The sequence below is a fragment of the Dactylosporangium sp. NPDC049525 genome, from assembly GCF_040676755.1.
Classification (GTDB): Bacteria; Actinomycetota; Actinomycetes; order Mycobacteriales; family Micromonosporaceae; genus Dactylosporangium.
On the sequence record NZ_JBFAPO010000004.1, the window covers coordinates 223,997 to 237,623 of the forward strand.

General features: G+C 71.2%; 14 protein-coding genes. 7 read left to right on the forward strand and 7 right to left on the reverse strand.

Annotated elements, in window-relative coordinates; translation table 11 throughout:
- Positions 1-248: 248 nt before the first annotated feature.
- From dnaK to AB0K00_RS09850, 6 genes are read left to right on the forward strand one after another with little or no spacing between them, the layout of a single operon-like run.
- On the forward strand, positions 249-2,156 hold the full coding sequence (gene dnaK / locus AB0K00_RS09825; protein ID WP_363518115.1) for a molecular chaperone DnaK: 1,908 nt from the start codon (positions 249-251) through the stop codon (positions 2,154-2,156).
- Positions 2,157-2,159: 3 nt separating this feature from the next.
- Positions 2,160-2,732, forward strand: a complete 573-nt coding sequence (locus AB0K00_RS09830; RefSeq protein WP_363518117.1) for a nucleotide exchange factor GrpE — start codon at positions 2,160-2,162, stop codon at positions 2,730-2,732.
- Positions 2,722-3,726 (forward strand): J domain-containing protein, encoded by a 1,005-nt coding sequence (locus AB0K00_RS09835; protein ID WP_363518119.1) that lies wholly within the window; start codon positions 2,722-2,724, stop codon positions 3,724-3,726. The genes AB0K00_RS09830 and AB0K00_RS09835 overlap by 11 nt, the downstream gene beginning before the upstream one ends.
- On the forward strand, positions 3,723-4,013 hold the full coding sequence (locus tag AB0K00_RS09840; RefSeq protein WP_363518121.1) for a chaperone modulator CbpM: 291 nt from the start codon (positions 3,723-3,725) through the stop codon (positions 4,011-4,013). Before AB0K00_RS09835 ends, AB0K00_RS09840 begins: the two co-directional genes overlap by 4 nt.
- Complete coding sequence (gene clpB, locus AB0K00_RS09845; RefSeq protein ID WP_363518123.1) at positions 4,004-6,640, forward strand: ATP-dependent chaperone ClpB; 2,637 nt, start codon at positions 4,004-4,006, stop codon at positions 6,638-6,640. The genes AB0K00_RS09840 and clpB overlap by 10 nt, the downstream gene beginning before the upstream one ends.
- A 47-nt stretch (positions 6,641-6,687) precedes the next feature.
- Positions 6,688-7,263, forward strand: coding sequence for an STAS domain-containing protein (locus tag AB0K00_RS09850; RefSeq protein ID WP_363518125.1), 576 nt, complete (start codon positions 6,688-6,690; stop codon positions 7,261-7,263).
- Between the two features lie 63 nt (positions 7,264-7,326).
- Here AB0K00_RS09850 and AB0K00_RS09855 read toward each other — a convergent pair whose 3' ends face one another.
- From AB0K00_RS09855 to AB0K00_RS09865, 3 genes are all read right to left on the reverse strand, one after another.
- A complete protein-coding gene (locus AB0K00_RS09855) occupies positions 7,327-8,268 on the reverse strand; it encodes an AraC family transcriptional regulator (protein WP_363518127.1) in 942 nt (313 codons plus the stop codon).
- A gap of 91 nt (positions 8,269-8,359) precedes the next feature.
- Entirely contained in the window at positions 8,360-8,575 is a 216-nt protein-coding gene (locus AB0K00_RS09860) for a hypothetical protein (protein ID WP_363518129.1), read from the reverse strand.
- A gap of 135 nt (positions 8,576-8,710) precedes the next feature.
- Positions 8,711-9,217 carry a nuclear transport factor 2 family protein gene (locus AB0K00_RS09865; protein WP_363518131.1) on the reverse strand — a complete coding sequence of 169 codons (507 nt, stop codon included), beginning with the start codon at positions 9,215-9,217 and terminating at the stop codon, positions 8,711-8,713.
- Between the two features lie 149 nt (positions 9,218-9,366).
- Here AB0K00_RS09865 and AB0K00_RS09870 point away from each other — a divergent pair, with 149 nt between their 5' ends.
- Complete coding sequence (locus AB0K00_RS09870) at positions 9,367-10,299, forward strand: TIGR03619 family F420-dependent LLM class oxidoreductase (RefSeq protein ID WP_363518133.1); 933 nt, start codon at positions 9,367-9,369, stop codon at positions 10,297-10,299.
- On the opposite strand, the gene AB0K00_RS09875 is transcribed toward AB0K00_RS09870, so the two are convergent.
- From AB0K00_RS09875 to AB0K00_RS09890, 4 genes are all read right to left on the reverse strand, one after another.
- Complete coding sequence (locus AB0K00_RS09875) at positions 10,272-11,246, reverse strand: zinc-binding dehydrogenase (protein ID WP_363518334.1); 975 nt, start codon at positions 11,244-11,246, stop codon at positions 10,272-10,274. The genes AB0K00_RS09870 and AB0K00_RS09875 overlap by 28 nt on opposite strands.
- Positions 11,247-11,314: 68 nt before the next feature.
- Entirely contained in the window at positions 11,315-11,605 is a 291-nt protein-coding gene (locus AB0K00_RS09880; RefSeq protein WP_363518135.1) for a hypothetical protein, read from the reverse strand.
- Between the two features lie 3 nt (positions 11,606-11,608).
- On the reverse strand, positions 11,609-12,700 hold the full coding sequence (locus AB0K00_RS09885) for an ABC transporter substrate-binding protein (RefSeq protein ID WP_363518137.1): 1,092 nt from the start codon (positions 12,698-12,700) through the stop codon (positions 11,609-11,611).
- A 33-nt stretch (positions 12,701-12,733) separates the two neighbouring features.
- The gene (locus AB0K00_RS09890; protein WP_363518139.1) at positions 12,734-13,627 is read right to left on the reverse strand and encodes an ABC transporter permease; all 894 of its coding nucleotides are present in this window, start codon (positions 13,625-13,627) and stop codon (positions 12,734-12,736) included.

A 13,627-nucleotide genomic window follows, 5' to 3' on the forward strand; every position in this document is an offset into this window, starting at 1 on the left:
TCGACATGGTGTGAAGGCACGGCGCGAGGGCACCTCGGCCGACGTGGCGCGACGTCACGCAGCCGGGGTGCTCACGGGCCGGAGACCGGGCCGAGGCGCTCGTCGGCGACCTCAGACCCGCTGCAGCGAGCCGTGCCCGCGCGGCGGGTGGGTCAGAGCATCAGTCAGCTGCGTCGGAGGAAGTCGCCCGACTGCGAGCACGACAGGCTTTCAGCGATGCACCAGCCGTATCCCGAAAGGAGCCGGTCATGGCAAGAGCTGTAGGTATCGATCTCGGCACGACCAACTCGGTGATCGCTGCGTTCGAGGGTGGCCAGCCGACCGTCGTGCCGAATGCGGAGGGTAGCCGGACCACGCCGTCGGTCGTCGCGTACACCGACACCGGTGAGCGGCTCGTCGGTCAGCTCGCCAGGCGGCAGTCGGTGCTGAATCCCAAGGGCACTGTGTACTCCGCGAAGCGGTTCATCGGCCGGAAGTTCGACGAGATCACCGAAGAGGCCAGGACGGTCACGTACGACGTCGTACCCGGGCCCGACGGGGCGGTCCGGTTCGACATCCGGGGCAAGCAGGTCTCGCCGGAGGAGGTCTCCGCACAGATCCTGCGCAAGCTCGCCGACGACGCGGCGAAGTACCTCGGCGAGAAGGTCACCGAGGCCGTCGTCACCGTCCCGGCGTACTTCAACGACGCCCAGCGGCAGGCCACCAAGGACGCCGGCCGGATCGCAGGCCTCGAGGTGCTGCGGATCATCAACGAGCCGACCGCTGCGGCGCTGGCCTACGGCCTGGACAAGAAGGGCCACGAGACGGTGCTCGTGTTCGACCTCGGCGGTGGCACGTTCGACGTGAGCATCCTCGACGTCGGCGACGGTGTGGTCGAGGTCCGCTCCACGTCCGGCGACACGCACCTGGGTGGCGACAACTTCGACCACCGCCTGGTCGACCACCTCGCCGACGGGTTCCGCAAGGAGCAGGGCATCGACCTGCGCCAGGACCCGCAGGCGCTGCAGCGGCTCACCGAGGCCGCCGAGCGGGCGAAGATCGAGCTGTCGTCGGTGACGCAGGCCCAAGTGAACCTGCCGTTCATCACCGCCGACGCGTCCGGCCCGAAGCACCTCACGGCGACGGTCACCCGCTCGACGTTCGAGGAGCTCACCCACGATCTGCTGGAGCGCACCAACGGCCCGGTGCGGCAGGCGATGAGCGACGCCGGCGTCAAGGCCGACGACCTCGACGAGGTCATCCTCGTCGGCGGCGCGACCCGGATGCCGGCGGTGCAGGCGCTGGTCCGCCGGCTCACCGGTGGCAAGGACCCCAACATGACGGTGAACCCGGACGAGGTCGTCGCGCTCGGCGCCGCGATCCAGGCCGGCGTGCTCAAGGGCGACGTCCGCGACGTCGTGCTGCTTGACGTCACCCCGCTGTCGCTGGGGGTGGAGACCCTCGGCGGGCTGATGACGAAGATCATCGACCGGAACACGACGATCCCGACCCGCCGCACCGAGACGTTCTCCACGGCGCAGGACAACCAGCCCGCCGTCGACGTGGTGGTGCTGCAGGGCGAGCGGGAACGCGCCGCCGACAACCGGGTCCTGGGCCGGATGCGGCTGGAGAACATCCGCCCCGCGCCGCGCGGTGAACCGCAGGTCGAGGTCACCTACGACATCGACGCCAACGGCATCCTCAACGTGTCCGCGAAGGACAAGGACACCGGCGCTGAGCAGAAGATCACCGTCACCGAGAGCGGTACGCTGGACAAGGGCGAGGTCGAGCGGATGGTGCGCGAAGCCGAGCAGCACCGCGCCGCGGACCAGCAGGCGCGTCAGGAGATCGACGCCCGCAACGAGCTCGACAGCGTCGCGCACCAGGTGCAGCGCCGCCTCGACGAACTCGGCGATCAGGTCCCCGAACATGAGCGGGCCCGCGCCGACATGCTCGTGCAGGAGGCCCGGCAGGCCGTTGACGGGCAGGCGCCGATGAATCGGGTGCAGAGCCTGACCTACGACCTCCAGCAGATCCTGTTCGCGCTGCAGTCCTCCGCGCAGCAGCAGGCCGGTGGGGGACAGACCGCGGGCCAGGAAGCAGGGCAGACCGCTGGGCAGTCCGGCGGGTCGGCTCCGGCCGATGACGTCATCGACGCCGACTTCAGCGGAGGGTGAGCCATGGCCGAGCCGAACGGCGAGCGGACCAGGACCGCCGCCGATGACCCGGCCCGACAGGCGCCCCGGCCCGATGCTGAGGGGGCGGCCCGGCCGGAGGACCCGGCGCTGGCCGAGGTGCGGGAGCGGGCGCAGCGGGCGATCGCCGACGCGGACAACGCCCGCAAGCGGGCCGAGCGGACAGCCGCCGAGCGGGTCGCCGCCGAGCGGCAGCGGGTCGCCGCGGCGTGGCTGCCGGTGCTGGACAACCTCGATCTCGCGCTGCGTCACGCCGGCGCGGACCCCGAGGCGATCGTGCAGGGCGTGGCGCAGGTCAGGGACCAGGCCGGGGATGTCCTGGCCCGACTCGGCTTCGGCCCGGTCGGCGCGGTCGGTGAGCCCTTCGACCCGGCCCGGCACGAGGCGGCCGAAGCGGTCGATGAGCCGGGCGTACCGGCCGGCACGATCGTGCGGGTCATCCGCCCGGGCTACGGCGGCGGCACGCTCCTGCTGCGCCCGGCCGTGGTGGCCGTGGCCCGCGCCGGCGGCGGGGGTGCCGAGGGGGCGGACGCGGATCGGGGCTCCGATGGCGGCTGACCGGCGCGACTTCTACGAGGTTCTCGGCGTCCCGCGGACTGCGACGGCGGAGGAGATCCAACGCGCGTACCGCACGCTGGCCCGCCGCAACCATCCGGACGTCAACAAGGAGCCAGGCTCCGAGGACCGGTTCAAAGACATCACCGAGGCCTACGACGTGCTCTCGGATCCGAAGAGCCGCCGCAAGTACGACCGGTTCGGCGCACAGTGGCGGCAGGTGCCCGACGATGTCGACCAGCGCGCCGGGGCACGGCAGCGTGCGTCGGCTGGCGCCGGGTTCCCCGGTCAGGGCGCCGGGTTCCCCGGTCAGGGCGCCGGCTTCGGCGGTCGGGGCGCCGGCTTCGGCGGTCGGGGTGGCATCGGTGAGGAGGTCGACCTCGAGGACCTGCTCGGCAGCATCTTCGGCGGGAGGCCGGGCGGTGGCGGCGACCGTTTCGGACGTGGGCCGGTGCCCGGCGCCGACACCGAGGCCGAGATCACCATCAGTGTCGAGGACGCCTACCACGGCGGCCGGCGCCGGGTCACGCTGCCCGGCGCCCTCGGCGGCCGCACCCGCGAGTACGAGGTCAACATCCCGGCCGGGGTCACCGAGGGGCAGCGGATCCGGCTCGCGGGGCAGGGCTCGGGCGGCGCCGGCGGCGGCCCGTCCGGCGACCTGTACCTGGTGGTGCACATCGCGCCGCACCCGCGGTACAAGCTCAGCGGCCGCGACATCACGGTGGCAACCCCGGTGACGCCGTGGGAGGCGGCCCTTGGCGCCACGGTGCCGGTCGAAACGCCCGGCGGCGCCGTGCGGGTCGACGTCCCGCCAGGCACGTCGTCCGGGCGGCGGCTGCGGCTGCGCGGCCGGGGCCTGCCGAACCCGCGCGGCGCCCCCGGCGACCTCTACGCCGAGATAAGGATCATGGTGCCGGCGCAGCTGAGCGACGCCGAGCGGCGCCTGTTCGAGGAACTGGCGACGGTGTCGTCGTACAACCCGCGAGGTGACCGATGACGTACGCCCTGATGCGCCGCCCCTACCTGTCCGCCGACGCGTTCGCCGCCGCCGGCGGCCTGCACCCGGACCTGATCTCCCGACTGGTCGCGCTCGGCCTGCTCGAACCGTACGTCGACGAACTCGGCAACCGCTGGTTCGCCCAGACGCAACTCATCCGGCTCGCCCGGATCCGCCGGCTGCTCGCCGGCCTGCCACTGAACTACGAGGCGGTCGGCATCGTGCTCGACCTGCTCACCCGCATCGACGAACTCGAGGCGCAACTCAGGAGGCGGACATGGACATGAACCGACTCACCGAGAAGTCCCAGCAGGCGCTGCACGACGCCCAGACGAAAGCGATGCGGCACGGCCACACCGAAGTCGACGGCGAGCACCTGCTGCTCGGCCTGCTCGACCAGTCCGACGGTGTCACGGTGCGGCTGCTCACCGGCTTGGGCGTCGACATCGAACAGCTGCGCGAACGCGTCGAACGCGACCTGCGGCGCCGGCCGAGCGTGACCGGGCCCGGCGCGCAGCCCGGCCAGGTGACGGTCACCCGACGGCTCGCCGCGGATCTCGACGCCGCCGAACGCGAGGCCGGCCGGCTCAAGGACGAATACATCTCCGTCGAGCACCTGCTCCTGGCGCTCGTCGACGAGGGCAGCTCCACCGACGCCGGCCGGGCGCTGCACGACCTCGGCGTCACCCGGGAGCGGCTGCTCAACCAGCTCATCGAGCTGCGTGGGGCGCAGCGGGTCACCTCCGCGAACCCGGAGGCCGCCTACGAGGCCCTCACCAAGTACGGCCGGGACCTCGTCGCCGACGCCCGCGCCGGCCGGCTCGACCCGGTCATCGGCCGCGATGAGGAGATCCGCCGCGTCGTGCAGATCGTGTCGCGCAAGACGAAGAACAACCCCGTCCTCATCGGCGACCCAGGCGTCGGTAAGACCGCGATCGTCGAGGGCCTCGCCCAGCGGATCGTCAACAACGACGTGCCGGAGGGGCTGCGCGACAAGACGGTCTTCGCGCTGGACATGGGCTCTCTGGTGGCCGGGGCGAAGTACCGCGGCGAGTTCGAGGAGCGGCTCAAGGCCGTGCTTGCCGAGGTGACCGCCGCGCAGGGCCGGATCCTGCTGTTCGTCGACGAGCTGCACACCGTGCTGGGCGCCGGGGCCGCCGAGGGTTCGATGGACGCCGGCAACATGCTCAAGCCGATGCTCGCCCGCGGCGAACTGCGCATGATCGGGGCGACCACCCTCGACGAGTACCGCAAGCACATCGAGAAGGACGCCGCGTTCGAACGCCGGGTCCAGCCCATTCTGGTGCAGGAACCCACCCCGGACGACGCGGTCACCATCCTGCGCGGGCTGCGCGAACGCCTCGAGGTGTTCCACGGCGTGCGCATCCAGGACGGCGCCCTCATCGCCGCGGTCCAGCTGTCCCACCGGTACATCGCCGACCGGTTCCTGCCGGACAAGGCCATCGACCTCGTCGACGAGGCCTGCGCGATGCTGCGCACCGAGATCGACTCACAGCCGGCCGAACTCGACGAGGCCTCCCGGCGCCTGCTGCGGCTGGAGATGGAAGATGCCGCGCTGTCCAAGGAGGACGACCCGGCCAGCACCGCCAGGCTGGACCAGATCCGGCGGGAGATCACCGACCTGCGCGGCGAGGTCGACGCGATGCGCGCCCAGTGGAACGCCGAACGCCAGGCGATCCGCAAGGTGCAGAGCCTGCGCGAGGAGACCGAGCGGATCCGGCGGGAAGCGGAGGCGGCCGAACGCGGCTACGACCTGGACCGCGCCGCGGAGCTGCGCCTGGGCAGGCTGCCGGAGCTGGAACGCCGGCTCCGCGCCGAGGAGGAGCGGCTCAGCGCCAAGCAGGGCGGCCATCGGCTGCTACGCGAGGTCGTCACGCCCGACGAGATCGCCGGGATCGTGGCCCGCTGGACCGGCATCCCGGTCAGCCGGCTGCTGGAGGGCGAACGGGACAAGCTGCTGCGCCTGGAGGACATCCTGCACGAGCGCGTCATCGGCCAGGACGAGGCCGTCCAGCTCGTCGCCGACGCCGTTATCCGCGCCCGCTCCGGCATCAAGGACCCGCGCCGCCCGATCGGCTCGTTCCTGTTCCTCGGCCCCACCGGCGTCGGCAAGACCGAACTGGCCAAGACGCTCGCCGCGGCGCTGTTCGACACCGAGGACAACCTTGTCCGGCTCGACATGAGCGAATACCAGGAACGGCACACCGTTTCCCGGCTCGTTGGAGCACCGCCCGGCTACGTCGGCTACGAGGAGGGCGGACAGCTGACCGAGGCGGTGCGCCGTAAGCCCTACTCGGTCATCCTGCTCGACGAGATCGAGAAGGCCCACCCTGACGTGTTCAACACGCTGCTGCAGCTGCTCGACGACGGACGGCTCACCGACGCGCAGGGCCGCACCGTCGACTTCCGCAACACGGTCATCATCATGACCAGCAACCTCGGATCGCAGCATCTCCTGCAGGGCGTCACCCCGGACGGGCAGCTCACCGAGCAGGCCCGCACCGCGGTCATGACAGCGCTGCGCGAGTACTTCCGCCCGGAGTTCCTCAACCGCATCGACGAGACGGTGCTGTTCAAGCCGCTGACCCTGCCGGAGATCGAGCAGATCGTCGACCTGCTCCTCGACGACCTCCGCGCCCGCCTCGCAGACCGGCGGATCATCGTCGAGGTCACCGAAGCGGCCCGACGCTTCATCGCCGAAGCGGGGTTCGACCCGGTCTTCGGCGCCCGCCCACTGCGCCGCTTCCTGCAGCGCGAGATCGAAACCCGCATCGCCCGCACGCTGCTGACCGGCGACGTCCTCGACGGCGCCACCATCACCGTCGACCGGGCGCCCGACGGGATCGCCATCGACTGGAGCAACGAGCCGGCGGCCGTCACGGCAGCCGCCTGACCGCCCGCCGCGAACGCCCGCACCCCACGCCCATCCGAAACCGTTCGATGAACCTCGGCGGTCATCGGTATTTGCCGCTCGGCAAGTTTCAGTGCCAGAAACGGATGGTACTGGCACGGTCGGGATCGGAGGTGTGCGCGATGACAGTACGCGTCGAGGTCAGTTCGTCCGGTGGGGTGATCACGGTCGCGGCCGTCGGAGAGATCGACTTCCGCAACGCCGCCGCCGTCGGTGAGGCCCTCCGCGAGGTCCTGACCGCCGGCGCCGGCGAAGTCCGGATCGACCTGTCCCAGGTGCCGTTCATGGACTCGACCGGCATGACCACGCTCGTCGCCGCGTACCTGGGCGGCCGCCGGAACGGCATCCCAGTGGTCATCTCCGCGGTGCACCCGTACTTGCGCGAAAAGCTGCAGATCACCGGCATCCTGCCGTTGTTCGAGGTGATCGACGCCGCACCGGAAACCGTCGGTGCGCTGGCCGGCCCGAACGCCCTCCTGGCCGGTCCCTTACCGGCAGCACCAGATGTGGCCGAGGACAACGGCTGCATCTCGCCGGGCGTCGCCACAAACCTGCTTCCGCCGCCGTCCGCAACACCAATGTCGCCCGCTGATCCCGACGAATGAGGGCGTCGGCGCGTTCGAAACGACCATCCCGTCCAAGCCGATCAGGACGTTCCAGCGCGGGCTTCAGCCGCGCAAGGTCTGTGACGGCGGGACGCCGTACCGGGCGCGGTAGGCGGCGGCGAACCGGCCCAGGTGAGCGAAACCGGCGGCGTAGGCGACCTGCGCAACGGTAGTCTCCTCCGGCCCGGCGCGGTGCAGTTCCCGGTGTGCGTTGGCCAGCCGCAGCTCGCGCAGGTACGTCATCGGTGGTGTCCCGACGTGACTGCGGAACGCATCCTGAAGCGCGCGGGCGCCGACGCCGGCGATCTCGGCGAGCGCGGCCATCGTGAACGGGTACGCGGGACGGGCGTGCATCGCCTCGACGACGCGCTTGACGGTGCGGGGCGCCCAGCCACGGATGCCCGGCCCAGCCGCTTCCCGGTATTGCGGCGACGCCAGCGCCAGCAGGCCGGCGATCACGCTCTGCTGGAGGTGCTCAGCCGGCCCGGCCTGACCGAGCAGACCGCCGGAGACGCGGGACTCCGTTGCGAGGACCCGCACCAGCCCCGCCCAGGTGCGGCCAGGGCCGGACGATACGTCGAACTCGCTGTCCAGGGCGACCGGGGTTCGGACGGGGGCGTCGAGCAGGCTCGCCAGCTGCGTTTGCAGGACCCATCGATCGATCTTGACGGCCAGCAGCCGGCAGTCTGCATGCCACCGCTCGAGAATGGTGTCACCCACGGGCTGGAACACCGCTGCGGTGGCCGGCGTGGCGACCGCCGGCCGCCGGCCCTGCCGCCACCACAGCTCGCCGGTCAACGGCAGGTCGACGTGGTATGCGCCCAGTTCGCCGAACCGCATACCCACGTCGACACCGAAGCGCATGTCGCCGATCGTCACCGGCCCCGACGCCACCAGGTCGAGCCGGGCCGACAGATCGGCGGCGGGCCCGAGCACGTCGAGGAAGGTCGGGTAGAAGTACGTGCTGATGGCGGCCCGCGCCTCGTCGGCATCGGCGGTGGTCATCGAGCGCGTGCTGATCGGCCGCTCCGAACGATCTGGGACATACATTGTTGAGCAGGGTACCGGGCATCGACGGGTGCCGCGCAGGGTTGCATCAACGGCTCAGCACAGACGCACGGACGGCCACCTGGCGCAGGTCGCGCGGTGCCCCGTCCCATCCGATCTCGGCCCCTTCGACCATGACCCACGTGTCATTGTCGTGGATGAACCGGTGGGTGGACACGCGCTCGACGCGGAGCCGCAAGGTCCCGGCGCCGTACATGTAGTCGCGTTCGGCGAGGATCAGCGTCTGGGAAACGGCGGCGGACACGGGCCGGGATCCAATCTGTTCGGGCGGGCGTAGCGCAGTCAACGATCGTCTGGCGGCGCATGCGCTGCGAGCCGGTTTACGCAGACGTGAGCCGGTTGGCGTGGTTGCGGCAGGTCGATCCGGTCAGACGATCGCTCACGGGGCGAGCAGGTCGGTGCGGAGTCGGTACACGTAGTCGTCCCGGTCGCGGCGGCCGGCCGGGCCGGGGCCTTCGCGCGGGACGAACATGTTGGCCTCCGAGCGGGTCCATTCCCGCGACGCGTAGCGTTCCAGGATGCGCCACTCGCCGTCGCGCTGCTCGAGCAGGTCGATGTAGCGGAAGCCGCTGGTGAAGTTCAGCTGCGCGGAGTCCGACGGGGTGCCCCAGTGCACGGCGGTGCCGTAGGTCTCCGACAGGGCCCGGGTTCCGGCGAACTCGACCAGGTGGTTGGCGACCAGGTGCATCGTGCCGTCGAAGCCGCGCAGCTTCGGCTCGACCCAGGTGACGTACTCCTCGACGGGGCCGTCGAAGCCGGTGTGGTGGTCGATCGCGCCGGGGTGGTAGCAGGAGCGGACCAGCTCCATGTCGAGGCGGTCGACGCCCCGGCAGTACCGGCACACCAGCTCCCGGATGGCGGCCCGGTCGGCGTCCTCGTTCGTCATCAGAACCTCCCGCAACTGTCTGCTGTGGACCCGCTCGGAGCCGCACGGCCTGGTGTTTTCCCGAGCCGCACAGGTAAGCTACCAAGCACTTGCTTGGTTCGGGAACCCGTTGGCTGCCAACGGTTTCCGTGGGTGGAAGTGGGAATGCGATGGCTCGGCTGGGCTTCAACCTGATGGGCGTGGACGAGCTGTACGGCGGCCGCTTCACCGGCATCCTGGAAGCGGCCGGACTGGCCGACCGGATGGGCGTGGACCTGCTGGTGCTGCCCGACCACGTGACGATCAGCGAACAGGCCCACCGCGACCGGGTGACCGTCGGCTTCCCGTACCCCATCGACACCAACTGGTTCGAGCCGCTGACCGCCCTCGCCGCGGTCGCCGGGGTCACCGCCCGGGCCCGGCTCGGCACCAACGTCCTCATCGCGCCGATCCGCCCGGCCGTGCTGCTGGCCAAGCAGCTCGCCACGCTCGACGTCATCTGCGGCGGGCGGCTCGACATCGGGCTCGGGGCGGGCTGGCAGGAGGAGGAGTACCGGGCCACCGAGCGGCCGTTCGAGCGCCGCTTCGGCTACCTGGAGGAGCAGGTCGCCGTCTGCCGGGCACTGTGGGCCGGGGGACCGGCGGCCCACGCGGGGCAGCGGGTGGACTTCACCGACCTGTACAGCATGCCGGTGCCCGTGCAGGGCGCGGATCTGCGGCTGTCGTTCGGCTTCCACCCCACCCCGCGGGCGATCGAGCGGGTGGTGCGCCATGGCCTGGGGTGGTGGGCGGCGCCGATGCCGGTCGAGGAGGTGCGGGCCGCGGTCGCCGCCATCCGCGCCGAGTGCGTGCGGGCCGGCCGGGACCCGGCCACGATCCCGGTCACCGCGGCCGCCACGCTGGTCACGCACGGCAGGACCGCCGAGGAGGCCGGTGCGCTGCCGGTACTGCAGGAGGCGCAGGCGCTGTGGGAGGCCGGCGCCGACTGCGTCATCGTGCACCCCCTGGCGTTCGTGCGGACACCGGAGGAGCTGCCGGCGTTCCTGCGGCCCCTGCTCGACGCCCGGGATGCGATTCACGCCTCGACGACCACCTTGAGCTGACCGGCCCGGGGCGCGGCGGCCCGGTCGTAGGCGTCCTGGACGCTGGTCATCGGCAGCCGGTCGGTGACGTAGGCGTCCAGGATCGACGGGTGCTCCCGCAGATACCGCTGGGCCAGCCACAGCACCCGTCCGCGGTCCTTGGTGGTGCCGGCCCGCAGGGTCAGGTCCTTGCGGAAGAACGTGTGCATCGGCACCGGGTAGACCAGGTCGTCGGGCACCCCGAAGTAGTAGACCAGGCCGCCGTCTGCGGCCGCGTCGACGGCGCAGCCGAGGGTGCCGACCTGGTGCCCGATGGACTCGACCACCACCCGCGGCCGGTCGGCCGGGGCGAGCGAGGCCACCCACCGGTCGCACGAGGCCCGCACCGGCTCGTCCACCCCGAACGTCCGCGCCTGCGCCGACCGGTCGACCCGGTCGACGCCGACCACGTGGGCCGCGCCCGCGGTCTTCAGTACGTGGCTGAACAGCATGCCGATCGGCCCCTGGCCGAGGACGGCCACCCGCTGCCCGGTCACGTCCCCCATCCGTTCGACCGCGTAGATGACGCACGCGAGGGGCTGCGCGACCACGGCGTGCGCCGGCGGGAGCGTGCCGTCGTCGGGCACCAGCGAGTCCCCTTCGGTGACGACGAGCTCGGCGAGCGCGTCCTGGCCCAGGGCCCAGCCGACCGCGGTGGTGCCGGGCTCGAAGCCGGGGTGGCGGGAGGCGACCACGTCGCCGACCACCTCGTGCATCGGGCAGCCCGGCCCGGGTGGCGCGCCGTCCGGGTGGTTGCCCAACCCGCCCTGCAGCTGGACGGCGCCCTTGAACAGGGGCATGTCGCTGCCGCAGATCGCGCCGGCCCGGACCCGCAGCAGCACCTCGCCCGGTGCAAGCGCCGCCGGGGAAGGTGCCGCGACGCGCACGTCGGCGAACGTCGACGGGGCAACGAGCTGGGCCGCCCACATGTCACTCAATGCTGGCTCCCTCAAAGAAAGAGGCCGGGCGGCCCCGGAGGACCGCCCGGCAACGTGCACTACGGCCGCATGGACGCGACGTAGTTGCGGATGACCTCGATGCCGTCGAACAGCTCGGTGAACGTCCACTCGCGTGGTGCGTCCGGTGCCGAGCGCAGCATCGCCAGCAGGGTCTCCTCGTCGTCGACGTTGGCGACGATCAGCCGGCCCCCGCCGGCCATCGAGTACAGGCAGTCGAAGGTGCCGTCGGCCAGCTTGGCCGAGATCCAGTCCACGGCCACGTCGGCGATCCGCAGTCCCAGCTCCGGATCGACCGGGCCGTGGTAGCCGACGGCGAGGAACTTCCGCATCGGCTACGCGGCCAGCGCCGTCTGGCGCGGCGTGTCGTCGAACAGCTTGTCGTCGGCCAGGGGCTTGGCGAAGTTGACGATGCCACCGATCTCGGCCCAGGCGGCCTCGATCGGTGCGATGTTGCCGATGGGGAACTTGAAGTCCGGGTCGAAGATGAGGCTGGACGGCCCGGTCACCTGCGCCTCGGTGGCGCCCATCGCCTTGATCAGCCCTTCCTTCACCTGCGGGTTGCTGCGGTAGTCGCCCTGCAGGTAGGTGCGGCTGGTGCGGACCAGCGCGCGCACGACGGCCGCGGCCACGTCCGGCTTCTCGGTGCGGATCTTGCCCATCCAGTAGCTGGTGATGGACGCGGTGAACGGGATGATGAGCTTGTGCCCGGCCTTCTCGGCGGTGGTCCAGACCGGGTCGCTGAGGTTGCCGGCGTCCACCGAGCCCGAGTCGAGCCCGGCCAGCAGGTCGGCGCCGCCGAGCGGCACGATCGTAACGTCCTTGACGGTGAGGTTGCAGGTCTTCAGGTAGGCGGCCAGCTCGACGACGGCGGGGGAGCCGAGGCCGGTGGCGGAGCCGGTGGAGACCTTCTTGCCCTTCAGGTCGGCGCAGCTGAACGAGCCGTCCGGCTTGAGCAGGCTCTTGCGCACGTAGTAGCCCTGGTGGTTGGACGGGGCCCAGCCGACGCCGCCGCCGATGCCCTTGATGTCGGCGCCACCGGCGATCGCGTTGAACAGCCCGGCCGACGGCGCGGCAGGTGCGACGTCGACGTCGCCCTTCTGCATCAGCACGACGAGGTTGTTCGTCTGCACCAGCTGGATGTTGATTTTGATGTTTTCCTTTTTGAACTCGCCGAAGTACTCGGCGAGCAGTAATGGCGCGTACGCCTCGATGTTGCGGAAGGGCAGCGAGGCGTTGACGGTGACCTCGCTCGGCAACGGCTTCGGCGCGGGGGTGTTCGGCCCGGTCGGGCCGGGGGCCGGGGCGTTGGTGGCCTGGGTTCCGGTGGAGGTGGAGGCGGGGGTCGAGCCGTCGTCGCCACCACAGGCGGACAGCAGCGGGGCGGCGAGGACGGCGACGACGAACAGGGCGGCTGATCGGCGCATGTGCGAATTCCTTACTGGGGGAGGGAAACCGACTTACAGGAGGTTCCGGTCGCCGCCTTCGATCTCGACGCGAGCCCACGGCAGCACGAGCAGCGACACCCACTTGACGGCATTGCTCAGCAGCAGACCCATGAGGGCGACCGCCACGATGCCGACGTACATCCGGGGCGCCTGAAAGAGCGTCCAGGAGTACCAGATGAGATAGCCGATGCCCTTGTTCGCCTGGGTGAACTCGACGCCGACCATCATCAGCACGGCGACGCTGACCGACATCCGCAGACCGATGAACATCTGCGGCAGCGCGGCCGGGAACAGGACGTGACGGAAGGTCAGCCACGGGCCGGCCTGGAAGCTCTGCGCCACCTCGCGGTGACCGGGGCTCACCGCCAGGAACGCGGCCATGGTGCTGACCCACATGAAGAAGAAGACGGTCATGCCGATGGCCACGTTCAGGGCCGTGTCGGTGAGCCCGAAGATGAGCAGCAGCAACGGGAAGATGGCCAGCTTCGGCACCGTGTACAGCGCCGAGAGCAGCGGTTCGAGGGTGGCCCGGACCCAGCGGGAGGCGCCGAGGGCGATGCCGGCGGCCACGCCGGTCACCACACCCATGGCGCAGCCGATGAGCACCCGGGTCAGGCTGGCCCAGAGGTGGTCGAACAGCTCGCCGCTCTCGACGAGCTGCAGCGCCGCCTTCCAGACCTCGGTGGGCGGCGGGAAGAACAGCGGGTTGACCGCGCCGCTGGTCGCGGCCACCTGCCACACCACGAACAGCACCACCGGCGCGCCGAAGCCCAGCACGATCTCGGCCAGCCGGCGGCGGCGCCGGCGGACCGCGGCCCGCTCCGGGGTGGCGGAGGCCTCGCGGCGCACCAGCCGGCCGTTCCCCGGTGCCGGCGCCGGCGACGTCTTCTGCATGATCTGGGCCAC